At 45.6% G+C, this 25,626-nt stretch carries 25 protein-coding genes, 2 tRNA genes and 1 other annotated feature; of the genes, 9 read left to right on the top strand and 18 right to left on the bottom strand.

Annotation, left to right across the window (positions count from 1 at the left end; translation table 11 throughout):
• Positions 1-43: 43 nt before the first annotated feature.
• The 10 genes from KNO86_RS11770 to KNO86_RS11815 all read right to left on the bottom strand — a co-directional run bounded on the left by KNO86_RS11770 (position 44) and on the right by KNO86_RS11815 (position 10,745).
• Positions 44-1,141, bottom strand: coding sequence for a PQQ-dependent sugar dehydrogenase (locus KNO86_RS11770; RefSeq protein WP_214696438.1), 1,098 nt, complete (start codon positions 1,139-1,141; stop codon positions 44-46).
• A 37-nt stretch (positions 1,142-1,178) separates the two neighbouring features.
• Positions 1,179-2,639, bottom strand: coding sequence for an MDR family MFS transporter (locus tag KNO86_RS11775; RefSeq protein WP_214696440.1), 1,461 nt, complete (start codon positions 2,637-2,639; stop codon positions 1,179-1,181).
• Positions 2,640-2,702: 63 nt separating this feature from the next.
• The gene (locus tag KNO86_RS11780) at positions 2,703-3,422 is read right to left on the bottom strand and encodes an ABC transporter ATP-binding protein (protein ID WP_214696442.1); all 720 of its coding nucleotides are present in this window, start codon (positions 3,420-3,422) and stop codon (positions 2,703-2,705) included.
• Complete coding sequence (locus tag KNO86_RS11785) at positions 3,419-4,210, bottom strand: hypothetical protein (RefSeq protein ID WP_214696444.1); 792 nt, start codon at positions 4,208-4,210, stop codon at positions 3,419-3,421. Before KNO86_RS11785 ends, KNO86_RS11780 begins: the two co-directional genes overlap by 4 nt.
• A 3-nt stretch (positions 4,211-4,213) precedes the next feature.
• On the bottom strand, positions 4,214-4,774 hold the full coding sequence (locus KNO86_RS11790) for a nitrous oxide reductase accessory protein NosL (protein ID WP_214696446.1): 561 nt from the start codon (positions 4,772-4,774) through the stop codon (positions 4,214-4,216).
• Entirely contained in the window at positions 4,761-5,945 is a 1,185-nt protein-coding gene (locus tag KNO86_RS11795; RefSeq protein WP_214696448.1) for a NosD domain-containing protein, read from the bottom strand. Before KNO86_RS11795 ends, KNO86_RS11790 begins: the two co-directional genes overlap by 14 nt.
• Positions 5,946-6,091: 146 nt before the next feature.
• Positions 6,092-7,384, bottom strand: a complete 1,293-nt coding sequence (locus KNO86_RS11800; protein ID WP_214696450.1) for an ABC transporter substrate-binding protein — start codon at positions 7,382-7,384, stop codon at positions 6,092-6,094.
• Positions 7,385-7,545: 161 nt separating this feature from the next.
• Entirely contained in the window at positions 7,546-8,526 is a 981-nt protein-coding gene (gene asnA / locus KNO86_RS11805) for an aspartate--ammonia ligase (protein WP_214696452.1), read from the bottom strand.
• A 69-nt stretch (positions 8,527-8,595) separates the two neighbouring features.
• Positions 8,596-8,836, bottom strand: a binding site (T-box leader).
• A 104-nt stretch (positions 8,837-8,940) separates the two neighbouring features.
• Complete coding sequence (locus tag KNO86_RS11810) at positions 8,941-9,843, bottom strand: carbohydrate ABC transporter permease (RefSeq protein WP_083600080.1); 903 nt, start codon at positions 9,841-9,843, stop codon at positions 8,941-8,943.
• Positions 9,840-10,745 (bottom strand): carbohydrate ABC transporter permease, encoded by a 906-nt coding sequence (locus tag KNO86_RS11815; protein WP_427373576.1) that lies wholly within the window; start codon positions 10,743-10,745, stop codon positions 9,840-9,842. Before KNO86_RS11815 ends, KNO86_RS11810 begins: the two co-directional genes overlap by 4 nt.
• Before the next feature lie 243 nt (positions 10,746-10,988).
• Here KNO86_RS11815 and KNO86_RS11820 point away from each other — a divergent pair, with 243 nt between their 5' ends.
• From KNO86_RS11820 to KNO86_RS11830, 3 genes are all read left to right on the top strand, one after another.
• On the top strand, positions 10,989-12,674 hold the full coding sequence (locus KNO86_RS11820; protein ID WP_214696454.1) for a formate--tetrahydrofolate ligase: 1,686 nt from the start codon (positions 10,989-10,991) through the stop codon (positions 12,672-12,674).
• Positions 12,675-12,688: 14 nt separating this feature from the next.
• Positions 12,689-13,597, top strand: coding sequence for an alpha/beta fold hydrolase (locus KNO86_RS11825; protein ID WP_214696456.1), 909 nt, complete (start codon positions 12,689-12,691; stop codon positions 13,595-13,597).
• 189 nt (positions 13,598-13,786) lie between these two features.
• Positions 13,787-16,558 (top strand): SH3 domain-containing protein, encoded by a 2,772-nt coding sequence (locus tag KNO86_RS11830; protein ID WP_214696458.1) that lies wholly within the window; start codon positions 13,787-13,789, stop codon positions 16,556-16,558.
• A 42-nt stretch (positions 16,559-16,600) separates the two neighbouring features.
• Here KNO86_RS11830 and KNO86_RS11835 read toward each other — a convergent pair whose 3' ends face one another.
• The 3 genes from KNO86_RS11835 to KNO86_RS11845 are packed head-to-tail and all read right to left on the bottom strand — an operon-like array spanning position 16,601 to position 17,927.
• Positions 16,601-17,014, bottom strand: a complete 414-nt coding sequence (locus tag KNO86_RS11835) for a DUF3805 domain-containing protein (protein WP_074033032.1) — start codon at positions 17,012-17,014, stop codon at positions 16,601-16,603.
• Positions 17,011-17,565 carry a hypothetical protein gene (locus KNO86_RS11840; RefSeq protein WP_224863319.1) on the bottom strand — a complete coding sequence of 185 codons (555 nt, stop codon included), beginning with the start codon at positions 17,563-17,565 and terminating at the stop codon, positions 17,011-17,013. Before KNO86_RS11840 ends, KNO86_RS11835 begins: the two co-directional genes overlap by 4 nt.
• 2 nt (positions 17,566-17,567) lie before the next feature.
• Positions 17,568-17,927: a hypothetical protein gene (locus tag KNO86_RS11845; protein WP_214696459.1), complete on the bottom strand. Its 360-nt coding sequence runs from the start codon at positions 17,925-17,927 to the stop codon at positions 17,568-17,570.
• A 130-nt stretch (positions 17,928-18,057) separates the two neighbouring features.
• On the opposite strand from KNO86_RS11845, the gene KNO86_RS11850 reads away from it, so the two are divergent.
• The 4 genes from KNO86_RS11850 (at position 18,058) to KNO86_RS11865 (ending at position 19,791) form a co-directional block, all read left to right on the top strand.
• Positions 18,058-18,131, top strand: a tRNA-Gly gene (locus KNO86_RS11850).
• Positions 18,132-18,145: 14 nt separating this feature from the next.
• Positions 18,146-18,219: transfer RNA gene (locus KNO86_RS11855), tRNA-Gly, on the top strand.
• A gap of 156 nt (positions 18,220-18,375) precedes the next feature.
• Positions 18,376-19,176, top strand: a complete 801-nt coding sequence (locus KNO86_RS11860) for an MBL fold metallo-hydrolase (RefSeq protein ID WP_214696461.1) — start codon at positions 18,376-18,378, stop codon at positions 19,174-19,176.
• 408 nt (positions 19,177-19,584) lie between these two features.
• Entirely contained in the window at positions 19,585-19,791 is a 207-nt protein-coding gene (locus KNO86_RS11865; protein ID WP_015880796.1) for a DUF3006 domain-containing protein, read from the top strand.
• Between the two features lie 48 nt (positions 19,792-19,839).
• Here KNO86_RS11865 and KNO86_RS11870 read toward each other — a convergent pair whose 3' ends face one another.
• The gene (locus KNO86_RS11870) at positions 19,840-20,406 is read right to left on the bottom strand and encodes a TlpA family protein disulfide reductase (protein WP_251127004.1); all 567 of its coding nucleotides are present in this window, start codon (positions 20,404-20,406) and stop codon (positions 19,840-19,842) included.
• A 74-nt stretch (positions 20,407-20,480) separates the two neighbouring features.
• On the opposite strand from KNO86_RS11870, the gene KNO86_RS11875 reads away from it, so the two are divergent.
• Complete coding sequence (locus KNO86_RS11875; RefSeq protein ID WP_214696465.1) at positions 20,481-21,335, top strand: aldose 1-epimerase family protein; 855 nt, start codon at positions 20,481-20,483, stop codon at positions 21,333-21,335.
• A 37-nt stretch (positions 21,336-21,372) separates the two neighbouring features.
• Here KNO86_RS11875 and KNO86_RS11880 read toward each other — a convergent pair whose 3' ends face one another.
• The 3 genes from KNO86_RS11880 to KNO86_RS11890 form a co-directional block, all read right to left on the bottom strand.
• A complete protein-coding gene (locus tag KNO86_RS11880; RefSeq protein WP_074033027.1) occupies positions 21,373-21,591 on the bottom strand; it encodes a PspC domain-containing protein in 219 nt (72 codons plus the stop codon).
• Positions 21,592-21,611: 20 nt separating this feature from the next.
• On the bottom strand, positions 21,612-22,319 hold the full coding sequence (locus KNO86_RS11885; protein WP_214696467.1) for an SDR family oxidoreductase: 708 nt from the start codon (positions 22,317-22,319) through the stop codon (positions 21,612-21,614).
• A gap of 79 nt (positions 22,320-22,398) precedes the next feature.
• On the bottom strand, positions 22,399-23,631 hold the full coding sequence (locus KNO86_RS11890) for an LCP family protein (protein WP_214696469.1): 1,233 nt from the start codon (positions 23,629-23,631) through the stop codon (positions 22,399-22,401).
• 196 nt (positions 23,632-23,827) lie between these two features.
• Between KNO86_RS11890 and KNO86_RS11895 the strand changes: the two genes are divergently transcribed.
• Entirely contained in the window at positions 23,828-24,742 is a 915-nt protein-coding gene (locus KNO86_RS11895) for a hypothetical protein (protein WP_074033024.1), read from the top strand.
• A gap of 185 nt (positions 24,743-24,927) precedes the next feature.
• Here the strand turns inward: KNO86_RS11895 and KNO86_RS11900 are convergent, their stop codons facing one another.
• On the bottom strand, positions 24,928-25,155 hold the full coding sequence (locus KNO86_RS11900; protein WP_074033023.1) for a hypothetical protein: 228 nt from the start codon (positions 25,153-25,155) through the stop codon (positions 24,928-24,930).
• Positions 25,156-25,626 lie beyond the last annotated feature (471 nt).

Genomic DNA, 25,626 nt, shown 5'->3' on the forward strand with positions numbered 1-25,626 from the left:
AAGAAACAATGAAAAAAATAGAAACTGACAAAGTCGTCAGTTTCTAGCGAATCGTTACTTGATAAAGTTGATCGTCTTGAGGCTGTGGGTTGCCTCGTCCGTCCGTATTGTTCGAAATAAAATACAAGGTGTTATCTTCTAACCACACATCACGAATCCGACCTACATCTTCGACAATCGTCGTCACTTGTTTCGTTTCCCGGTCGATGGCAACAAGCCGCTCGTTCCGAAGCGTCGCCATATAGACGTACTGTTCATCTGTCGCGATACCAGAAGGTGCCCAAGAGGTCTCGCCTACTTCAAACCACGGTGTGACAAGGTCTTCTTGTTCCTGATTCGCCTCAATGATGGGCCATCCATAATTGTTTCCTTCTTCTATCACGTTGACCTCGTCATGTCCGCTCGCCCCGTGTTCGCTCGCATAAAGAACTTCATCAATTTGACTCAATCCTTGAGGATTGCGGTGACCGAGCGAATAGATCCAGTCGGTCGGTTTACCTTCACCCGATAATGGGATTCGTAGAATCTTTCCGGCTAATGATGATTCGTCTTGTGCAAGTTCAGGCACGAGCGCATCTCCCGTCGTCACCCAAAGATGCTCACCGTCCAGCAATAGGCGACCTCCGTTATGAAAACGTGCACCTGGAATCTCGTCAAGTAAGACATTCGTCTCCTCAAAGCGTTCTCCATCCCATGTCAACTCGACCACACGATTTTGAACGTTTCTTCCCGACGATCCATACGTATGATACGCGTAAAGGATTCCGCTCGATTCAAAATCTTTGCTTAACGCAAGACCAAGGAGCCCTCCTTCACCAATCTCGAATACACTTTCCTTGAAGTTCACGTCTTGTCGGGTTGCGCGACCCGAACTGTCAAGCACGGTGATCGTGCCACCACGTTCGGATACGAGCCATCCCTCCTCTGTTCGAGCGAGTGACCACGGAATGGACAAGTTCTCGGCAATGGTGGTCACTTCTCCAATCTCAAGATTCGACTCTTCCGTCGTACTCGTCTCACGGTCAGTCTCTGACTCACTTCGTGTCTCTTCTGAAGTAGGTGGTTCTGCTCCTTCGTTCGTTTGTTCTGGCGCACACCCCATCAGAAACAACAATGTCACAATCCCAATTTGACGTTTCATGTCGGTTCGCCTCCCTTTCTTTCATCATACCCTTGTTTCACGAGCGCTGTGAAGGTTCCGGTGGGCGAGCCGGCAAGCGGGACGCGATGACGAACGCGATGATTGCGGCGACCATCGCTCCGATAAAGATGCTGTTCAATCCGATCGCAATGATTTGTTCTCCTTGAAGTCGAACCGAAGCGTTCAACGTCTCCGTGACACTCTGATTGAAGAAGTCTTCTAATGAAACTTGAGATAACGCGCTGCTCTCTTTAAAGTCGTTAAGAACAACAAAGTTAAAGACTGCTCCGAACACCGCTACACCGAGCGTTTGACCAACCGTACTCAAGAATGAATTTGTCGCCGTTGCCGTTCCACGCTGTTGATAGGAGACGACAGTTTGCAGGACGACGATAAACATCGGTTGAGACAACCCGAATCCGACACCGATCAGTGCCACTGCCCCGTATACCCATAAATCTGAACTAGATTGTGATAATAATGTTAAGGTTAGCGTCCCGATGATGAGCAATCCCATCCCAATCAAAGCGCGTCGTCTCGGAGAAGCCACTCCGAGTGTACGCCCACCGATAATCGATGTGAACGTCCACGCGACCGATAATGGCATCAACATAAATCCAGCCTCTGTCGCTGATTTCCCTAACACAGCTTGTGCCCAAATCGGGATATATGCAGACATGGAGACGAGCACCCACGCCGCAAAAAAGACCGAACCGTTAATCGCAGCAATCGTCGGTTGCTTGAGTAGTTCAAACGGCAACAACGGAGATTTTGCTTTTCGTTCAGATACGAAGAAGCCAACCAATAAGATGATACTGAACACCCCGCTGGCAACGATGGTCTTCGTCCATTCATTCGTTTCACTGAATGTGATCAGGGCGTATAGGAATGCTGTCGTCCCACCTGCGAACAAAAGCGCGCCTTTCAAGTCAATCCGCTCAGTCGTCTCAGCGACTTTCTCTTTATAGAAGATGATAATCATGATAAACGAAAGTAACGCAAATGGTACGTTCAATAAAAAAACGTAGCGCCAAGATAACGTTTCGACTAAAAAGCCTCCGATGACCGGACCGAGTACACCCGACACGCCCCATACGGCACTTAAAATCCCTTGAATCTTTCCGCGTTCCTCATATTTGTATAGATCGCCGATAATCGTCATCGAAATCGGAAGAACCGCACCGGCCCCTAGACCCTGTAGCGCCCGAAAGACGATCAGCTGTTCCATCGACGTGGCTAACCCACATAAGAGTGAGGATAGCGTGAACAACCCGATGCCAAACAAGAGGACACGCTTCCGCCCGAATAAATCCGCCACTTTCCCATATATCGGTGTCGATACTGCTGTAAATAGTAAGAAGGCAGCAAATACCCAACTGACGAGCGTCGCCCCGTTCAACTCACTGGCGATGACAGGCGTCGCAACTGATACGACCGTCCCTTCAATCGCCGCTAAAAAGGTTGCCAATAAGAGGGCAACCGTCACATTTTTTCTCATCCGTTCCATCTCCCCAAAAAAATAGTGGCGTCGGAAGGTTCCGAGCACCACTTCAACTGTCTATTATTTTGTGCGAGCCACGTCCATTTTACAAGTGTCATCTTCTGATCCGAAAAAGAATTCTCTTAGACGTTCATACGCGGCTTGTTCTTCATGGACATGCACCTTCCCACAAATAGAACCCGCTCTCATCATCCAGACTTCATCTGACAACATAGCGGCAACATCTAGTTGATGAGTTGAAAATACGATGGTCGTCCCTCGCTCCGCCTCTTCACGTAGTAAATCTTGAAGCATTCGCATCCAGATCGGATCTAGACCGTTCGTCGGTTCATCTAATAACAGGATAGCCGCCTCATTGACGAGCGCTTGTGCCAAGAGGAGACGTTGGCGCATCCCTTTAGATAATTCGGCGATTTTCTTGCGCTTATGTTCATATAACCCGACTCGTTTGAGAACTTCAGGAGTCGGACGTGCGCCTTGCAAGATGGCGTAGTAGGTGAACGTCTCTTCAACCGTCCATGTCCCATCAAACGAGAAATCGTCCGGCATATAGCCAAAGTTCTCATTGTATTTCGTTCGCTGCTTTGTCGTGTAGCCATTCAACTGAACGACCCCGATACTTGGTTCGATTGTCCCGTTCATCAGATTTAAAAGCGTCGACTTCCCCGCCCCGTTGCTCCCGCATAAAGCAATGATTCGCCCTGAGGTAATCTCTTCACGAATCGGATGGAGCGACCACGTATCGCCATATTTTTTTCCTACGTCTATGCAGTGGATCATGATGTTTTCCTCCAAGCCACTTTCGAAGCAAGCCACAACAAGAAACTACTCATCGTCATCAAGGTAGCCCAGACGATGACAGATCCAATCGGGTGATTCATCCAATTTAACCAGTTGAGATACACCTCTCCAAAAACGTCTGGAGACGATACCGTCGTACTTGCCCAAATACGCATCAAATCAAATCCATTCACGAACAGTGCAGCAATCATCCCGTTCACCTGCATACCGTAAGGAAGCCAGGAAATAATCGTCACGAGAATCGTCGACCATAATAGCACGAGAACGACCCACGTTAAAAAGGCGAGTAACATCGCCCGGATTCTCGTACGACCGAATAGTCCGATTAACGTACCGAGTGCCGTCGCATATATCGTTAATCCAGTCGCGTAAGCAAATAGGATGAACCACGTTGTAAACGATTGACCGACGACGAGTGACGCGATGAAGAATGCCAATAATAGAACGAGCACTTGTGTGACCAAAAATGAACTAAAGCGGATGAAAATGAATTTCCATTTTGGATAGGTAAATGTCGAAAGTAAACTTAGTCGTTTCGATTCTTGCTCTTGTCCCCAATGGATTGCCGTGGTCAGTAAGATGAAAAGCGGAAGCAATAGACCGAGCACCGTGATCAGCGTTGCGCTTATGTTCGTATAGTCGGCAGCAATCGGTAGTGCTTGTCCAAGTCCTCCGAGTAGAACGAGCGTGAGAATCCACGTCAGGAGAAAGACATAGTTCTCTCGCTTTCGAAGGCTGCGTGCCCATTCCATCCTCCATAGAGACATCGGTTACTGCCCTTCTTCTTCCGTATCCATCTCCATGTCCATCTCGCTATCTTGATTCATTCCGTCCATCGAACCTTCGCCATCCATCATCATGTTCATCTCGCCACGTTCCCATGTATGATCTTTCAATTGATCGAAGTCCATCATCTCGCCGCCGTTCTCTTCCATATACGCTTCCGCGTCCGCCTCTTTTGCGAACGATAGAATATTGTAAGCCATCGGTGTTTTCGACTCTTTGTCGTAAACAAACATCGCTTCGTCTAATTCGACCCAATCTTTCGTATTGAAATCTTTCACATACATGGCTGCAATATCGTCTTCTTTTTGTTCTGGATACCAATCACGCATCAAGCATCCAATATCATCGAACGCATATCCTTTTTCATTCTCCATGATTGCTTCCGCTGCGAACTGCTCATCCATGATTTTCATCTTACACACTTCGCATTCCGTTTCGCCCCATTTGATTTCAAACGGTTCTGCCGATGCACTTGAACATGCACCAAGTGCCAACGATAATCCTGCTACTGATAATAGTCCTGCTACTTGTTTATACGATTTCATGTCGTTTCCTCCCAAATCTCCAAATGATAATGAGCAATAAAATACTTCCTACATTCCAGACCGAACCGTTCCATTTCCACATCGGAGAATAAGTTTGTGGTGAAACATCTGTCAACGATACGTCTTCCGGGCTCCTTAGTATACTTTTTAGTAAAAGAAGACCGGGTGACCCATACAATAATTCGAATGCCTCATATGAATCTGTCAATAAGAATAAATATGGGTCTGTGCGAAATGGAACCTCACTATAGCCGTCGCCATTCAGGTCAAGGGTCATGTCACCCCACACATTTCCTTGCACGATGTTTTCAGATGACTCGACCATCGTTACGGGTTCTCGATTCCCCAATAGATTATTTTGGAGAATCATCATCCCTCTTGCTTGCTTCAATTGAAAGCCAATGTCATTTCCATTAATTGCATTCTGTTCGAGTGTCGTCCCAGTCGACTGCTCCGCATATAAACCGATATGATTCCCATAAATACTCGTCTTCTCAATTGTTGTATCGATGGCTTCATATAACATCAGTCCCGTCGCCGTTCCACCGACTTGATCATGCACATTTCCATTTTGGAAAGCGACTTGATTCGTCCCCATAATCATCGCACCCGTCAAATTATGATGTAGTTCAGGTACAGAAATCATAACGTCAGTCGGAAACATCAAGTGAATGCCATAGCGTGAATGCGAGACGACTGGTCGCACAATCGTGTGCTGAGATCCGTTTTCTATGTATATCCCGTCTCGCACCTCTTTCGCGACGACTCCTCTGAGCTCTGACGCTTCGCTATTGAGAAGTACAATCCCATCTGCCTGTCCGTTTCCTTGAATTGATGTTCGAATGACACGTACGCCGTAACTATTCTCAATCAATAGTCCAGTGCCCGAGGATTCGATAGACACATCGATTAGTTGGTGTCCGAGACCCGACATTTGAACGGCGGGTACACGATCACCCTCGCACTGTTGAACCGACACACGTTCAAGAAGAGCACCCGTCCCTCGAAGAATGAACGCCGGGTGTCCACAGCTTGCATATGTTTTTCCGGTCCCATCAAATATTTCGTTTGATTCGATGACGATTGGTTCAGTTAATGGAGTCAGCGTTCCTTCCGCATTCACATGCGGCATCCAACACATAAATAAAATCCCCACTAGTAATCGTTTCATGCCCCCTCCTTCTCTCAACCGCTTACATCACTTATTTTACTGAAACCCCCATAGGTATGTGTGTGGTTTATATGGGATTCTTGTGACAGTTTCTTCATAAAAAAAACACAGACGGTGAAGGGGTCGTTTCACCGTCTGTGCGTCGCTTATTTCACTTTGTCTTGCCATACTTTCGTGAAGTCTTGAAGCATCTCTTCACCTGTTTTTTGTCCACCGACATATGCCTGCATGAGTGCACCGTATTCATTCACCGCACCATCCGGATACTTGAACCAGTTCCATGAGATGGTCTTTCCTTCATTCGAATATGCAAGGATGTCATCTGCGAGCGGTCCGAGGTCGTTCGCTTCAATCGACTTGAACGCCGGGATGAACTTGAACTTGTTGACCATATAGTCTTTTCCAGTATCAGATGTCGCCATCCATTCTAAGAAATCTTTTGCTTCTTCTTTATACTTCGAATTCTTGTTGACGACCCAGTTGTTAGGGACACCAACCGGTAGGCGGTCCATTTTCTCGGCATCGTCGTTGATTGGAATTGGAACGAAGCCCATTTCCATATCCGGATTCACATCGAGAATCATCTGTTGTGCCCAGTTTCCTTGTTGGAGCATCGCTGTCTCACCTTGGGCGAACTGAGTGACTTGTGTATTATAGTCTGTCGTCAATGGATTCTTATTTCCGTATTTGATTGTCAAATCAAACAGCTTCAAAAACTCTTGGAACTGTTCGTTGTCTTCAAACTTCGCTTTATTTTCATTTAGTGCTTGAATGAACGCATCCGGATCATCTTGCTGCGCCATCGGAATATTTAAGAGATGAATGCCTAAAATCCAAAACTCTGCATAACCGACAGAGAATGGTGTGATGCCTGCCTTCTCAAGTTTTTCAGCAGCATCTGTCAGTTCAGAGAGCGTTTTCGGCAACTCTTTGATACCCGCTTTTTCAAATAGTTCTTTATTATAGATGAATCCGTATCCTTCAAGGTTCATCGGCATTCCGTAAAGTTTACCATCCATCGTCATCGGTTCTTTGGCGACTTCCGTCAAATCTCCGACCCACTTCTCGCTCGACAAGTCTTCGAGTTTGTCTTTCCACGTCTGCGCTTCTGTGAAGCCACCGTTATTAAAGATGTCCGGTTCATTGCCCGAAGCGAATTGAGACTTGAGGGCCGCACCATAGTCCGCACCGCCACCGACCGTTTGAACGGTCACTTTGACGCCAGTCTCTTCTTCATACTCTTTTGCCATCGCTTCAAGATCTTTGGCGATCTCCGCTTTGAACTGGAAGACATTTAACGTAACGTCTTTTTTGTCACCGCTATCCGCACTTCCTTCAGAAGACCCTTCGTCTGTAAGAGATCCTCCTCCACAAGCCGCTAATGAAAGTACCATTCCAGCCGTCATGACCGCAGTCGACAATTTCCACTTCTGTTTCATTTCATTTCCTCCCTTAACCTGATCCATTCTTTACAAAATCAACTTTAAATGAAAACGCTTCCATAATGTAGGTGTCAAATTTGACGAATAGGGTGGAAAATGTTGCACAGAAAAACAGGACTCACATTTTAGAGTCCTGTTCCGTGTTTCTTCTTATTATATTACAACAAGCTGATGCCAGCTGCTTCACACGACTGAATCACTTCTTGTGGCCAAACCGACGTTTGTACTTCCCCGATATGGCGCGCACGCAAGAGATACATCGCCACACGTGATTGACCGATTCCTCCGCCAATCGTCAGTGGAAGCTTGCCTTCGAGGACACCTTGGTGGAATGGATATGCCCGTTTCTCGTCCGCATCCGCTTTCTTTAGCTGTGCGTCAAGAGCCGTTTCATCTACCCGGATCCCCATCGATGATAACTCAAATGCCGATTCGAGTTCTGGATGCCAGACGAGGATGTCACCGTTGAGTGACCAATCGTCATAATCAGCCGCACGTCCATCGTGTTTCATGCCAGATGCGAGAAGGTCACCAATTTGCGAGATAAAGACGGCGCCATGTTCTTTACAGATGGCACTCTCACGTTCTTTCGGTGTCATCGTCGGATATGCGTCCTCTAATTCTTGACTCGTGATGAAATGGATGGCTTCCGGAAGAATCGCTTCAATGCCATACGTTGTTTCCACTTCCGATTCTGTTTCACGGAGTGCCGCATAAATCGACTCGACCGTTGCTTTTAAATATTCCATCGTCCGTTCTTCTCGAGCGATGACCCGCTCCCAGTCCCACTGATCGACGAAGAGAGAGTGTGTCGCATCGAGTTCTTCATCACGGCGAATGGCGCGCATTTGCGTGTATAACCCTTCTCCGACTCCGAATCCATATCGTCCGAGTGCCTCACGTTTCCATTTCGCAAGCGATTGAACGATTTCAAGTTCATGTCCCGGATACATCGTATCGAACTGAATGATGCGCTCCACGCCGTTCAGATGGTCGTTGACACCACTTGCTGACTCTACGAATAGTGGTGCCTGCACTTGCGTGAGTCCGAGTTCACGTGAGACCTTCTCCTCGAAGAGTGCCTTCACTGTCGCGATTGTCTGCTGTCTTTCCTTCATCGTGCTTGTTGCTGTTGTCATTTTCCGTTTCCTCCAATTGTGGAATATTTGAAAATGAAGCCATGAAAAAAAGCCCTCCATTCCCATTGAACATGGGACGGAAGACTTCGGTTCCGCGGTGCCACCCAAATTAGTAGACGAATCTACTCACTTTTTCGAGACAATCATCTCGTAACTCCGATAACGGGGAGCGGTCCGGCTACGTCTACTGGCAAAGCGTTCGGGTAGCGACTCCAGGAAGTTTTTCGACGAAGGGTTAAGACCGGGCTCACACCACCCCCGGATCGCTTGACTCACTACCTTCGTGTACTCGTCCTTTCGACGTCGTTCACAATTGAATTGAGTTCATTATTATAAATATTCAGACTAATGTCAACGACTTTTTTCAAAAAAATTAATCCTCCGTGTAGCGAACGGAGGATTCCCTTGGGAGGGTTATTTAATCGAGCCACTTGTAATCCCTTTGATGATATGTTTTTGCATACCGAAGAAAAAGACTAAAAGTGGAACGATTCCTAACACTAAACCAGCTAACGCCAAATCCCATTGCTTCGTGTACTGCCCAAAGAAATAGAACGTTGCGAGCGGGATGGTCCGCAACTCCACATCACGGAGAACAAGTGATGGCAATAAGAAGTCGTTCCAAATCCATAGGCTATTCAAGATGACGATCGTCACCGTGATTGGCTTGAGTAACGGGAAGACGATGCGCCAAAAGACGCCCCATGTTGAACAACCATCGATGATTGCGGCTTCTTCAATCTCTTCGGGAATCGATTTCATGAATCCGTGGTATAGGAACACGGAGATTCCAGAACCAAATCCGAGATACATGACCATCAGTCCCCAATGACTGTTGAGTAGCCCGAGAATGCTTGAGACTTTCACAAGCGGAATCATGATCGATTGGAACGGAATGACCATCGCTGCCACGAATAAGAAGAAAATCATCGTAGAAATCCAATGCTTCGTCCGAACAAGTTTCCACGCTGCCATCGATGTGAAGATGACGATGATTGCATTCGCCCCGACTGTAATGAACAGCGAGTTTAAAAACACACGTCCATAATTCATCGCTTCCCATGCTTCCGTATAGTTTGACGTCAACCACTCATTCGGCAACGCCGATGTGTTCGTAAAGATTTCAGCCATCGATTTAAACGAATTGGCAACAACGTAATAGAACGGGACCAAATAGAGAAGTCCAAGCAAGATGGCGACGAGCTCAATGATTCCAAGGTTCCAAGAATATGTTCCCGGGCGAAGTGGACGTTGCGGAACGCGCTTCGGTGTTTTCTCTATGTTTCTCTCGACATGTTCCAATTTCTCAGTCGTCATGCTTCTACCTCCCGTTTCTTCGTCACGTACACTTGTGTCACCGTAATCGCAGCCACGACCAAGAAGAAGATGACCGCTTTCGCTGACCCAAGACCATAGTTATTATTCACAAAAGACTCCGTATAAATATTTAAAGCTAACATCTCTGTTGATTTGAACGGTCCGCCGTTTGTGAGTGATAAGTTCGTATCAAACACTTTGAACGACCAAGAAATCGTCAAGAATAAACAGATGGTGATGGACGGCATAATCATCGGCAACGTGATGTGACGAAGCATTTTGAAACGGTTGGCTCCGTCAATCCGAGCCGCCTCCATCAAATCCGTCGGTACATTTTGTAGCGCCGCGATGTAGATGACCATGACATAACCGCCTCCTTGCCAGATGGCGACAATGACGATTCCCCAGAATGCTGTTTGCGCATCCCCGAGCCACGGTAATTCAAATAAACTCCAACCCGTCAACGCTCCGATTGAGGCAAACCCTTTAACATAAATGAACTGCCAAATGAATCCGAGAATCAATCCACCAATCAAGTTTGGCATGAAGAAGATCGTACGCAAGAAATTTCGTGTTTTAATATTCATCGTCAACAGCAATGCCAACGAGAATCCAACGATGTTCGTCAGTAAGACAGAGATAATCGTATATTTTGTCGTTATCCAAAATGAAGCGCGGAACTGCTCATCTTCAAAGAATAGTCGCTGATAATTATCAAATCCGACAAAATTCAATTCTCCGGTCACACCGTTCCAATCCGTAAAACTATAGTAGATCCCATTGAAGAACGGAATGAGCACGATCGCGACGAACGCTAGAAAAGCAGGTCCGACAAATGCTACAAAACTCGCTGGTTTCTTCCAATTTCGTCTTCGTTTCATCCGTTTCGAAGTTTCAGTCATGTGTATCGCCTCCACTATCAATGTATCGTGAAGAATCTTTTATGAAAACGGATACATTTGACGGAAAGGGTGGAAAATATTGAACGGAATGAATGAATTTCACGATCTGATGAGTTATGATAAAATCAATGATATTACGAACGGGTTGGACATGAATTCATTCGTTTCGTGCTTAAAAACACCAAAACCGAATATTAAATAATATATAAAAACATATCGTTCGAAAAACGGAGGTACTTTTTTATGACAACAACGAAACCATTATCTGACCTAACCATCGCACAACAAGCTAAAACATTGCCCATCAAAGAGATTGCAGCAAAAATCGGATTACAAGAAGACGATCTTGATTTTTACGGAAAATACAAAGCCAAACTCTCTTATGATGTCCTCGAGCGTGTGAAGACAAAAAAAGATGGAAAACTTGTACTCGTTACAGCCATCAATCCAACGCCAGCTGGAGAAGGAAAATCGACGGTTACGGTCGGACTCGGCCAAGCCTTGAACCAATTGAATAAACAGGCAATCGTCTGCCTTCGCGAACCTTCACTCGGACCGACGATGGGCTTAAAAGGTGGAGCGGCTGGCGGTGGTTTCAGTCAAGTTCTCCCGATGGAAGACATCAACCTCCACTTCACAGGGGACATGCACGCCATCACGTCAGCTCATAATACGATCAGCGCCATGATCGACAATCACCTTCATCAAGGAAACGACCTCGGCATCGATGTTCGTCGAATTGTTTGGAAACGCGTGCTCGATTTGAACGACCGCGCCCTTCGTCACGTCACTGTCGGTCTCGGTGGTCCCGCTCATGGCGTACCACGTGAAGAAGGATTCGATATTACTGTCGCCTCTGAAATTATGGCCATTCTCTGTCTCGCAGATTCTTTAAAAGACCTCGAAGATCGGATTAAGCGAATCGTCGTTGCTTATGATCATCAACAAGAACCAATCACCGCTGAACATATCGGAGCAGCTGGTGCGGCAACATTGCTGTTGAAAGAAGCGTTCAAACCAAATTTAGTTCAGACGATTGAACAAACCCCTGCCCTCGTCCATGGTGGACCGTTTGCGAATATCGCCCACGGCTGTAACTCGCTCATTGCGACAAAAACAGCATTAAAACTAGGCGAATATGTAGTGACAGAAGCAGGATTTGGAGCCGACCTCGGAGCAGAAAAGTTCTGCCATATCAAGTCTCGTGTTGGAGAATTAAATCCTGATGCGGTTGTGCTCGTTGCGACGGTTCGTGCTTTGAAAATGCATGGCGGTGTGGCGAAAGACCAACTCCATATCGAGAATGTCGGTGCGGTCGGTAAAGGGATGAAACTGCTTGCGAAACATATCGACACGATGAAAAAACTCGGTCTCCCGACTGTCGTTGCCTTAAATCGTTTCAATTCAGATACCGAAGAAGAGATCGCAGCGGTACTTGACTGGTGCACAGCACATGAGATTCGTGCTTCACTGAGCGAAGTATGGGCAAACGGCGGACTCGGTGGGCAACAACTCGCTGAAGCTGTCATTGATGCGGTTGAGTCAAACGAAAGTAAACTATCACCACTTTACGAATTGACCGATTCGATTGAACAAAAGATTAAAACGATTGCCCGGGAAGTATATGGAGCGGCCGATGTCACGTTCACAGCAAAAGCTAAAAAACAAATGCTTGAGATTGAACAGAAAGGTTGGGCAGACCTGCCGATTTGTATGGCGAAGACACCGTTCTCTCTATCGGACGACCCTTCCAAATTCGGTTATCAACAAGGATTCACCATTACGGTACGCGAATTAAAACCATCAGTAGGAGCAGGTTTCCTCGTTGCTCTCACAGGTAACGTTTTAACGATGCCGGGCTTACCGAAACATCCGGCTGCCCTCAATATGGGCATTGATGAATCTGGAAAAGCAATCGGACTTTTCTAATAGGAGGATGACACATGGTTCTTTCGGAGTTGACGTATCCAGACGGATATCAGACAGAAGTAATGGAAATTCGAGCAGAGCAGTCTATTGGAAAAATATTCATCTTTCATGGAATGCTTGAACACCATGAAAGATATATTGAGTTCGCTCATTTTCTAACAGAAAATGGATACGATGTGTTCATATGCGACTTACGAGGGGCGGGTTCAAGCGCCCACGAACAACAGACTTATGGACACCTCTCTCCGGGCGAGGGCTTTCCGCAACTTGTCGAGGATGCTCAATATCTGATTAACCGTTATGAAGATGAGCGCCCTACTTATGTGTTAGGTCACAGTTTCGGTTCTCTGCTCGTTCGTCGACTTGGTCAAATCATGGGGCATGCTTTGGCTGGAGTGATTGTCGTCGCGCCTCCCCCACATCCTGGGGTCGCAGGTGAAGTCGGGCATCGTTTAATCGCTTCCGTCATGAAACGTAAAGGTGCCACGCATCAATCACGTTTCTTTGAACGCCTTTTGTTCGGGCGCTACAACCTTAAGTTTTTGCCTGCTCGAACGGATAGTGACTGGCTATCAAGCGTCCCCGAGGAAGTTGATTCGTATATCGATGATTCGAATTGTGGGGGGCTTCCCTCACTCGGATTTTTACATGAAGTGACCCGTGCCTCACTTGATGTCACGACCGTCGCACGCATTCATGAGCATCCGAAGTCTCTTCCGATGTTGCTCGTCGCCGGGATGGACGACCCTGTGATCCATGACGGGGAGGGATTGAACGGAATCATCGAAAAATATCGCAATGCGGACGTCGAACTGTCCGTTGCGACATATGACGATGCCCGACATGAAATTTTGCGTGAAGCGGACCGGGAACAAGTATGGTCAGACATACTCATGTGGATGAAACAAAACAAAACCCATTAAATGGTTTAAGCTCCTTTTTGAAGGAGCTTTTTTATTTTCCATTTTTCATACATTTCACTTCAAGGATTCACCTCTTTTTTGAAAGATAACCTTCTTATCAAAATTTAAGTACGTTATACTTAGACCGCATAGTGAAAATTATCTACATCGACCGATGACCAATCGGTTGGTGAAAGGAGTAAATAGACTTTGAAATCAAACCTTACACGATTGAGTGCAGCCGTCCTTGTTTCGACCTCGTTATTTAGTGGATTGGCTCCCACTCCATCATACGCAGCAACATATGAAGGAACCGTCAACACAAAGATTTTAAATGTTCGTTCTGACTCGTCTACGACTTCATCGATTGTTGGGAAACTAACAGAAGGAACAACGGTAAACGTCTATTCATCGAATAACGATTGGGCACAAATCGAATTTGAGGGTCAAACACGTTATGTCGCTTCCGAATATTTAACCGTCAATACATCTATTTCTAAGTCTTCTACATCTACTACTTCTACCGCTTCTACTGCGCTATATATCGCTAAAGAAGCGACAAGTATGTATTCATCGATGACGACCTCATCTTCTGTCGTAAGCGCAATCCCGAAAGGTGCGACCATCACTTACATATCGACGCATGGGGCGACGGGTTCGTGGTACAAAATTTCTTACAATGGGAAGACGGGTTATGTCGCTCAAAAATATTTTGTTGAGCAGGCATCTGCAAAACAATATGTTGCGGAAATGAACGTCAATTTAAGAGCTGAAATGACGACTTCTTCTGCTGTATTGACGGTCATTCCTAAGGATGCGGTCGTGAACTATATTTCGACGCACGGCGCGACGGGTTCGTGGTACAAAGTTTCTTATAACGGGAAAATTGGTTACGTCGCTCAAAAATACTTTTCTGCATACGAAGGTGGAAGTGTGACGCCTCAAGTGAATCCGACACATATGACAACTGATTCAACAAAAGTATATGCATCGATTACGACGACTTCTCGTGTATTGACGACTCTCCCGAAAGGCGCGAAAGTAAGTCTTCAATCTTTATATGGTGCGACAAATTCGTGGGGTAAGATTTCTTACAACGGAATTACTGGATATGTGGCCATGCGCGACCTCCAATCGCTGACGGCACCTAAACCGATGTATATTAGTAATCAAACGACGCTTTACAACTCTATGTCATCAACTAAAAAAGCTATCCGTACGTTAACGCCTGGCACGGCGGTCTCTCAACTTTCGACTCATGGCGCAACAGGTTCATGGTCTAAAGTGACGTATCAATCTACGACAGGTTACGTCCCGACACGTGATCTATCTGAGAAATTCACGCAAGTGGTGACACCGTATTACGCCCAACAAGAAACGAAGTTATATTCTTCGATGTCTAGTTCTAAAACGGTGCTACAGACCATCCCAAAAGGGGCTAAAGTTGATCAATTCGCTAAATTTGGAGCGACTGGTTCATGGTATCAAGTGCGTTACAACAACACGACTGGCTATGTCGCAGCTCGTGACTTTGCGTTGACGCCACCGACAACGACACCGACTGAACAGTACGGTCCGGAAGCCGAATACCGAATTTATGTAGAAGGTGGAAGTACGTTAAACGTACGTTCTACTCCTGCCGTCCAGTCAAATAACCTCGCTGGAACGTTGAACAACGGGACGATTGTCAGTGTGAAACCAATCATCGGTTCAGATTGGGGATTATTGACGAATGGTACGTATAGTGGAAACTATATTCATATGGATTACGCAATTCCGGTCACGACAACGCCTCCGGGAAGCGGTGTCATCAAGAACGTATTCTATACAAGTTATCCGATGACTGTTCGTGACATGGCAGAGCGACAATATAATCAAATCGCTCAAACTGATTTTCATCGCTACGAAAAAGCGTATTTGCCAAGAGCTTGGGTCAGTGTCACTGATAACGTCGGCACAATCGTCAATCAGGATATGACCGTCATCTCAAACGTAGGTGCTGCGTTAAAATCGTCTGCCACATCAAGTTCTGTGACAGTGGCCACTATTCCGAAAGGAGCAACAGTTCAATATGTAGAACGCGCTTCCTCTTCTTGGTATAAAGTCAAATACGGTACGGCAACGGGTTATATCACATTGAGTTCCGTCATCGGTAAGGCCAATATTTTAAGCCAACCAAGCCTTACATCTCATCCATACGGTCAAATCAATCCGGGCGAAAAAGTAACCATCACTGGACAGACAGGCACATACTATACAGTTTCTTACAACCGTCCATCCGGTCACAACCTTCGTGTGTTTGATAACATGTGGCGTCGGGCATCGCTCAATGAAGTGTTGACATATGTTGACCCGACTGGCATTGATCCGAATTCACGCTCGTTCTACCAATTCTTAGATTTATCGAAGAGTGCCGGAACGACAGCGACAACGCTCAATAAGCTACTCCTGTCGAAAGGTACACTCAGTGGCTTAGGTCAAGCGTTCGTAGATGCCGGCAGTCAGTATAATATCAATGAAGTCTATCTGCTTTCACATGCACTTCATGAAACGGGTAACGGTACCTCAAAACTAGCGTCTGGTGTACCCGTTGATAAAGACGGAAACGCCTTGATTAACTCAAACGGTGACCGCATTTATCCCGAGCGACCTGTAGCCGCTACCGTATACAATATGTATGGCATTCAGGCCTTCGACAGCAATCCACTTGGAAGCGGAGCTAAGTATGCATTTGAACAGAAATGGTTCACGCCTGAAGCAGCAGTAATCGGTGGAGCCTACTGGATTGGTTCTAGCTACATTAATCATCCGACTTATAAACAAAACACACTTTATAAGATGCGTTATAACCCTGATTCACCAGGCACGCATCAATACGCAACGAATATTGCTTGGGCAGATATTCAAACGAGACAGATCTATGAAGTCTATCAATCGCTCGATGCCTATACACTTAATTTCGATGTTCCAAAATATCAATAAAAAAATGAGACACGCGCCTCTAATTTGGCGTCGTGTCTCATTTTATGTCCATTCGACTGAGTCGATGATGGATTCAATCTCCATTTTTTCATTCGTCACTTGATCAGCAACGTATGTCATGAATAAGAGGCGCTTTCCGTCCGTCAAAGACCAGACATCTAAATGCATCCCGTCTTCGATGCCGCTCGCATAAGCCGTCGTCATGTCACCCGTCTCGTCAGTCACGCTTGGCGCAATTTTTACGTCGATTGGGAACTCTCCTAAAAAGGTATTTAACTCGCGTAAGACGGCTTCTCTTGGTTCTTGTGAATCCTCAGACTCATAGATGGAGATTTGAAGCGTTCCTTGCGCATCCTCTTCTGTTGAATAGAAGCTCACATAATCTTCTTCTTCACTGTATTCGTAATGTTCCGGATACGTCAGGCGGAACCACCCATCAATTTCATACTCTTTCATGCTGTTTTCTCCTTTACTTGCTTAAATGCCAGTCCTGTGACCATTTTCGCTTGTAATGCATACTTTAGTCGTTCGGTCACATAAAGACGTTGGCTATTTACATCTTGGGCAATCATATGTCCAAATAAATTCATTCGAACCGTCTGATTAGATAGGAAATAGAATCGATCCGTACTTAACGGGCGAAATTCGTTCGAGTGTTCGAGGTATTCGATTTCAAAGCGTCGGAGCACATTAAGCGCGCAGTAGCGATCTGTCTTCCCTGTACTTGTATGAAGCTCGACACGGACGAGCTGAACGTCATATGGACAGACATTCATAAAGATCGGACTGACTCGCTCATGGATCAAGAGGATGCCCATATCGGTTTCAATCAGATCAGGCAAGGACCCTTCATCTTGTGAAATGCTCAATACGACATACGGCCGGTTCGATGGTGCGAGCAATTCGCCTTTGTAAAATCGAAATCGCTGAATCCCTGTCAGAACCCGGGCCCGCCAAGCACTCCCTCGTGCTTCCGCTTCCATTCGATACAACCTCTCTTCACTCACGCTTACTCCCCCTTCACTTGTTTGAGCGCATCGACGAATGTTTCCCATTCTAGGTTGTCACAAACAACCTTATTTTCCAATCCCCATTCTTCATCGATTGTCAAACGTACTTCGTTCGATTCAGGGTGACGTATGATTCGAAGATTCCCAATTTGAATCGAATCAAGAGCAATATCAAATGTATGACTCGGCAATCCGACCCACTTGACCCGATTCGAACGTAACACGACATACCATTCGTTGTCATGATGAATCGAGAACGTCCAGCTTCGAAGAGACACTGTTTGATCGGTTTGTTTGGACTGCTTCAACATCCGAAATCCTTCGCCCATCAGTTGTAAATATGATTTTCGTTCACTCATATTTGATTTCTCCCCTTTTTTCTATTATCTTCGTTATGGATAGGATTCTGCAACCTAAAAAGTTTTTTAAAAAAGGGTTTGCAAATAGAATTTGATATGCTATTATATCAAAGTAACGTTAGGACGTAACGCGGGTGTAGTTTAATGGTAAAACCTCAGCCTTCCAAGCTGATGACGAGGGTTCGATTCCCTTCACCCGCTCCATATTTTTTCTTCATGCGGGTGTAGTTTAATGGTAAAACCTCAGCCTTCCAAGCTGATGACGAGAGTTCGATTCTCTTCACCCGCTCCAATATCGACATATACGCGAGAGCCTCTCGCACACATACAATGCACGGTTGAGACCTTGCAAAAGCAGAAAGTCATCTGACTTTCTGCTTTTTTGTTGTTCCATCGATTGTTTTGGGGAAAAGAGTGAATGACTCTAATCAGATGAGGAGGAACTCTTTTGATTCAAGCGAAACTTCAATCATTCACGATTTACGAAAGTGCGTTGATGCGAACGACATCGACCTTGATCGATACACCAGATGCCATTCTTTTGATTGACCCCACGTGGCTTCCTGAAGAAATTGCCACGATTCGTCGGGATATCGAGTTAAGACGCGATGATCGCCCACTTTACGTCATCTTCACCCATCATCATTTCGACCATATTATCGGGGCTTATGGTTTTAAGGATGCGACAACGATTGCCTCACAGGCATTTGTAGATGCCGACTCGTCCGATCAGCTCGATGAGATTCGCGAGTTCTATGAACAGCACTACATCAATCGCCCGATTCAAAAACCTGAAATCGATATCGTGGTCCAACCGAATCAGACACTTCTACTTGGATCGTTACCCGTTACGTTCATCCCGACACCGGGCCATGATGCAACTCACCTATCTGTTCTAATCGAGCCGATGCACCTACTCGTATGCGGAGATTACGGTTCGAATATCGAGCCACCTTTTATCGAGCATGATTCGACCGCATATCTCGAAACATTACAAACGTTGCAAACCCTCATTTATGAACATGAAGTTCAATGGTTCGTGCCTGGACACGGTGACCTATGCGACAATCGTAGCCAGATGATTGAACGTTTGAGTGCAGCAGAAGAATACATCTTAGCACTTCCCGAAGAGCGCCACTGGTCTCCTATGTGGCCAGAACATTCTTTTTTCGATCGTGTCCATGAACGTAATCGAAAAATGGTGGAACAAAAAGAGACCGATCGCCGGTCTCGTCAACAAGACTATTAAAAAAATCGCAACGTCTCCCCAAGACGTTGCGATTTCCCCCTATGTAGACCTATTTCTTTGTGACGCGTTCTGAGCGGACCGTGAACATACGGTCAACCCCATAGATCGTTACTCCCGTCAGAGCGAGTAACCCAATCATTGCAGAAGAAAACATGACCATCCCCCCATTGTTCACAGTTTCGTCATAATCACCCCGTGCTTTCATTATAGAAGACCATTTTAAAAAAAGAAAGCGTTTTCTTCAAACTTCCTTCACATTTATCAAATTTATCCTCTTGCGTTTCTTGGAATAACTTCCCTTGTCCGATTGGACAGACACTCGTAAAAATGTGTAGCTTTTGTGGAATGTGGGAATACATGATGTAAGGATAAAAAGAGACAGAAGCTGCTCGTCGAGGAGGAAGAGGCATGATTAAGTACGGTACATTGGTGCGAATCGAGGGAAAATATGCCGTATTGAGATGGAATAACGGCTCAAGTTTCATTCCTAGACGATTCCTACCTTCCGAAGCACGTGTTGGTGATACAATCATTCGAGACAATCATCATTATTATCTTGAAGAAGATATGACCCCAAATTTTGATGCATTGATCAAGCAACACTATAAAAGCTGAACGATCTGCCCTCCCATTAAGGGCAGATCGTTCAGCTTTTTTGAAATATCACATTGACGTCTTTTCAATCTGTTGCTGAATCCACGCTTCGTCGACGGGACCTGTCTGCTTTGCCACAATGACTCCTTGTTCATCTAACACGTACGTTGTCGGTAGCGCGACGACACGATACTGTTGCTCTACGACCGCTTCTTCATCTAACAAGATTGGAAAATCAACCGGGTACTCCTGTAAAAAAGCCTCGACGTCCGCTTTTCCTCGTCGTTCATTTTTGGTGACATTCACACCGAGAACCGGAATACCTGTCGCTTCTTCAAACGAAACCAGTTCAGGGAACTCATCTCGACAAGGCGGGCACCAAGAAGCCCAAAAATTAATGACTACCGGCTGTCCTTGGAACTGTGAAAGGGTCAGACTCTCCCCCTCTAGGGTATTCAAGGTGAAGTCCGGAGCTTGTTGCCCCACTTCGAGCCCTCCTAATACCGATTCATTTTGAGCGATTGGAACCGCTTCTTCTTTCTTTTGTGTCGTCATATATTCTTCGTAGCCCTTGTAGGCAAGCCCAGCAATCAATAGAAGGATGAGCGTTCCGATTACGATTCTTTGTAAGCGCATCATTTACCCCTTGTTTGTTTTACTTAAGATTTCTACACTTAACTTATCACAAACCGTAAAGGAGCGTATGTATTGTGCAACTTCAAAACAAAAATGTTCAGATTACGTTAAAAGCACAGGGTGCTGAGATGACTAGTTGGAAAATAGACGAAACGGAATACTTATGGCAAGGTGACCCTACGTTTTGGGGACGACAGGCCCCCATTCTTTTCCCGATTGTCGGGCGATTATTGGATGATCAATATGTATATGAAGGCAATACGTATACGATGAGTCAACACGGATTTGCTCGTGACGCGATTTTCGACATCGAATCATCGAATGAAACTTCCGTTCGTTTCACCTTGAAAGATACACCTGAATCAAGACAACATTATCCTTTCCCGTTTACTCTGAACGTATCGTATCAACTTGTAGGAGAAGAAGTCATTGTCACCTATCATGTCCATAATCCAGGGGAAACCATGTTACCGTTCAGTATCGGTGGTCATCCCGCATTCAATATCCCTTTCAAGGGTGGTGCGTTCGAGGACTATACGATCGACTTCGGAGAAGTACGTACACTTGACCGCTATCTATTAGAAGGACCTTATTTGACAGGAGCCTATCAACCACTAGGCGAACGGCAATACATCCCACTTACCCGTTCTCTATTTGACGACGATGCATTGATTTTCGAAAATGTGGAGTACGCCGCGCTACGTCATCAACCGTCAGGAACAGCAATTGTGATGGAAAGCCCTTCATTTACTCACTTTGGCATTTGGTCACCACCCCATAAGGATGCTCCATTCGTTTGTCTTGAACCGTGGTTCGGTCACGCAGATTATAAAGGACACCGAAAAGATTTTCTACACAAAGAAGGAATTCAGCTCCTTGCCCCAAACGAGACGTTCGAAGCAAGCTACACCTTATACATCGAAAAATAAAAGCAATCCGACATGACTGTCGGATTGCTTGATTTCGTTAAAAACGATCTTCTTGTTCCGCCTCATATTCTGATGGCGGCTTTTTCATGATGATGGCCAGAACGATATAAATCAGAAGCCCTGGACCACCTAAGAGTGCCATTGCCACAAACAGAACACGCATAATCGTGACGTCCACTCCTAGATAGTTCCCGAGCCCTGAACAGACCCCGGCAATCATTTTATTATTCTGATCTTTATACAACTTTCGTTCCATGTCATCTTCTCCTCAACTCGTTATGATCGTTGTGGTCGGCGTAACGTCGTTCTACCTCCGTTTGCCACTTCTCCACGGCCTTCAAAATCAAGCGCTTCATTAATCGGCGTACTACCCGACTTGATTTCGATTCGGCGACCGTATAGTCCACGGTTGTCAAGAGATGCAGAGATGACAGTCGCGACATCCGTCTCCGAAATCGTCGCACCGTCCGCATCGTTCAAGTCTTCAGATGCTTCGATGGAACCTTTACTCGGTTCATCGACAATGGTCACTGGGCAAATGATCGTATAGTTCAAACCGCTATGTTCGATGTATTCGTCGGCGGCATTGTTGGCTGACAGAAAGTTAAAGAGTTCTTTTGGTGCGGCATTCGGTTGGTCCGCGCCATATGCACTGAGCAAGACGACGTGACGTACTCGTTCTTTTTTAGCAGCATCAATCGCGTTCATCGCGACGTTTCGGTCGAGTAGTTCAATCTCGGTACTCGATCCGTCTGCGCCGGCAGTCGCCGCAATGATGACTGCATCTTGTCCACTTGTCGCCTCATGAACTTTTTTCTCAAGTTCTTTCTCGACATCAACCGTCAATACGTGCGCACCCATTTTCTCGTACTCTGCTTGTAGTTCAGGATAACGAATTAAAGCGGTCACTTGATGGGTCTTCGCTAGACTTTTCAATACACGTTTCCCGATCTTTCCTGTTGCTCCAATGACTAATACTTTCATTCAAATTTCCCTCCTCAAAAGAGTAGTTCATTTGTTTAAAATTCCTCTTTCAAGTCAGAATCAAACCCTTTTCTTAAAATTATCTGACCGTGCCCCACATCGATAAATCGAGGGCGTCCCGAATGGATTGCACACTCTCTTCTAAAGGTTCGTAGTAATAGACATTGTTGATATAGGCATCTTGTCCTTCAACTTGCATCTTATTCACGTCCGGGTTCGAGATCATCGTCAGACCGACGGATGCCATTTGTAAGACATTCATCTCAAGACCCATTTCCTCTTTCATGAAACGATACGTTGCCGGAATCTTCGTCCAACCCGAAGGACTAGCCAATTTTTCTGCGACGGCTGTCATGACTTCGGTTTGACGATTCGAACGGGCGCCGTCCGTATCCGACTTACGGTGTCTCGCATAGGCAAGTGCCATGTCTCCATCCATCGCGTAAGAGACACCTTCCGTATACTCATACGTTTGGTTGAACCCTTTCTCACTGAATGAATGCGTTGCCGTCACATTGACACCACCGATCAAATCAATCAATTCCATGAACGACTCAAATGTGATCACGACTTGTCCATCGACCGACGCATCGGTCAGTCCTTCAACAGCACCTACCGTACACGTTGCACCACCATAAGCGAAAGCATGGGTGATTTTATCGCCATCCCGGTCTGGCTCACATGGAATGGCCGTATACGTATCGCGTGGAATCGACACGTTTTGAACAGTACGTGAACGAGGGACAAATTCCATCAATTGTAGAGAATCTGTGCGGGACCCCGAGAGGGATTCCCCCACCCGTGCGTCACTTCCCATAATGAGGAACGTGAACGGGGAAGTCGCCACATACCCTCCGACAAGCAACAGGAGAATGAGAAGAAGGGCCACTTTCCCTTTCCATTTACGCTTTCGTTTATTTGATGGTTTGGACGAATGATCGACTTCTTGTTTCGGAGATTTTGCCGGTTTCGGTTGTTGCGTCGCATGATTCGACTTTGATTGAGAAGTCTTTCGTTTCGATTTTGAGAATGACGGAATCCGTGGCATACGCTTCTTCCGCTTTTTTGATGTTCCGTAGTTCGGCTTCGACGAATCCGTTGATTTCTCGTTCAAGAACGGGTGCTCCGATTGAACAGGAGCCCCTTCCCCTTGTCGATTCTGTCGCCATGCTTCATTTATATTCGATGGCTCTTCTATATTCGACGGCTCATCTGAAGATCGTTCACCATTCAAACGAGACGCTTCGAGTTCTTGTTGTTCGAGTTCGCGCTTTCTACGTTCTACACGCGATAAATGTTGATCATCTTTCATATTTTCAATCCTCAACTTTATCAATTTTTCTCTATTATCCCGAACCCGCATTGATCTGACAACGTTTCTAAGGAAAATCCGTCTTAAGCATGAGACCATATGATTGTTTCAGATGAAATCCGGGAAAGGAATATTAATTGGTGTCTGCCCAAATCAGAGATGCATACAACAAGTATGAATGAAAGGAGGAGAGCTGATGCGCATCGGAAAATTACGCATGTTGTTGGAGCAATATGGTGAGGCGACGTTACGTGATTTATTGGTCGAGATGTATCGTCATACTCCAAAAGATGTGATTGATGATCAAGACTTTGATTTTATGATCAGCCAGTTCACACGCTATAAAGAAAAAAAACATTCGGAAGAGCGTCATTCGCTCTCACAAACGATTACGTTAGCTGAACGTTTTGTCGATTCAGCATATGAACATTTATATATTCGTCCCAACCAAGTCATGTCCGACCGTGATCAAAAAAATTGGTATATCCACGCCAAAAAAATCATCCGTGATTTAGCCCACTATGCCGAAGAATATACTGAGGCACGCACGATGTATGAAGAGATGTTTTATCTTCTGTCAACGTCAGCCGGAGAAGAACCTCTCTTTTCAACGAGCGACCCGTTTCGCCTATTGAAAATCTCACAAGTCACGATGCTCCAAAAACTCATCCACTACTACCAACTAGACGCACCCATTGATACCGTCTGGATTGACCGCGCTTTATACACTGCCCTCCACGTGCCAAAAGACGTGGATTCCACACGAATCGACTTACTATCAACCTTGCCGATTGAACACAGCCAAGCCAACACGAGAAAGATTCTTCACGCACGCATTCTCAAACTGTGTGAGCGGATGTTAGAAAAATCCCAGACAGAAGATACCGCACTTGAAAACTATCAAGCTCTTAAAATGTTAGAGCTCCGTCTCCTCGTCGCCGAAGGTAACTTACAAGAAGCCGAACAGAAGCTATTTTCAGAGTATATCCCTTTCTTTTCACATCGTTCCGAACCGTTCCGTGTCTACGTCGATTTCTTAGAGAGCCATGGCCATACGGATGAAACAAAACGATTAAAACGATTAGCAAAAGAAAAACGTATTCGATTTTAGATAGACAAAAAAGGGAGTCAATCGATGACATCGGTTGACTCCAATACATGATATGAACGAGGGGTGTTCATTTGAAAAGGAGGACAGAAAGTTGGTGCAGAACTTTCTTCCTACACATATAAGTATAAGGCAACGTTTGTAACCGTTACCAAACGACTTATTGCGTTTTTGTGAACGTTTTCACGTTATTCAATCGTATTCATGATTCCTAAACCAACGACAGATAATAACACGATTAATACGAAGACATACACCATCTCATTGGGTGATTGAAATCCTTCGTGAATCTCTACCTCTTCTTCAACAATGATGTTCTCATGAATCACTACTGGTTCTGTTTCGGCCATAACCGTAGTCGGAGCAGCAATCATGAACAACATAGCGACGAGAATCAGTTGATAAATATATTTCATCATAAACTCCTAATTGATTGGTTTCATTGTGATTAAGTATATCATGTCTTCGCCACACGTCACGTCTGACATTTGACGAAACTCACAGACCAACATGTATAATCAATCATTTATTCAAAATCATGTGCGAACAATCTATTTTATTTCATTTTTTTATGAAGGATGTTGATTATTTTCATCCATCAGGTGTCATGAAAATGCCACACAACTTTTATTCAGATAGCGCTTACAATTTAATTGAATCAGGCGAGAATTCTCCCTCCTCTAAGCGTCTCGGGGCGTAGCCCGGCGTAGGTGGGGGATGAATCGCCCGGTTCAACAGTTTTCTCTCCTTGTGACAGATTTTGCGAACAAAAGTTCGTTATTCCGTCAGATTCTCCCTCCCCTCCACGGGTATCGGATGAAGAAGACACATCACGATCTTCTGAGGGGAGGAGAGACGGACATGCTGAAAGGCTACACATACAGGCT

It is taken from the genome of Exiguobacterium sp. s160 (assembly GCF_018617575.1).
Taxonomy (GTDB): Bacteria; Bacillota; Bacilli; order Exiguobacteriales; family Exiguobacteriaceae; genus Exiguobacterium; species Exiguobacterium aestuarii_A.